1 protein-coding gene is annotated in these 251 nt (G+C 46.2%); it reads right to left on the bottom strand.

The window, feature by feature from the left end; genetic code table 11:
- Window positions 1-215: DUF4145 domain-containing protein (locus RTW80_RS30160; RefSeq protein ID WP_312721856.1), on the bottom strand; the 215-nt coding region annotated here is incomplete at its 3' end.
- Between the last annotated feature and the right edge of the window lie 36 nt (window positions 216-251).

Raw genomic sequence — 251 nt, 5'->3', positions numbered from 1 at the left:
TCATTCACGACATACTCCATAATCTCGAATGCCGCTTCGATATCGCCGGTTGTCACTTCATCATAGGTATGGCTGCCGGCGTTACCCAGGAATTTAATGGCCATCAGTGTGTTCTTGTAGATGAGATATTGCCCGTCGAGCAGTTCGATACGTTGATGAAGATTAATGCGTTTCTGCTTATCGTTATGTTCAGGAATACCAATCGCTGTCAGCATTCTCTCGACTGAGATCCTGATTAGGTTGGCCGCAGA

Source organism: Escherichia sp. AM3 (assembly GCF_032029835.1).
In the GTDB taxonomy this organism is placed as follows: Bacteria; Pseudomonadota; Gammaproteobacteria; order Enterobacterales; family Enterobacteriaceae; genus Escherichia; species Escherichia coli.
This window is presented reverse-complemented; position numbering and strand designations above follow the sequence as displayed.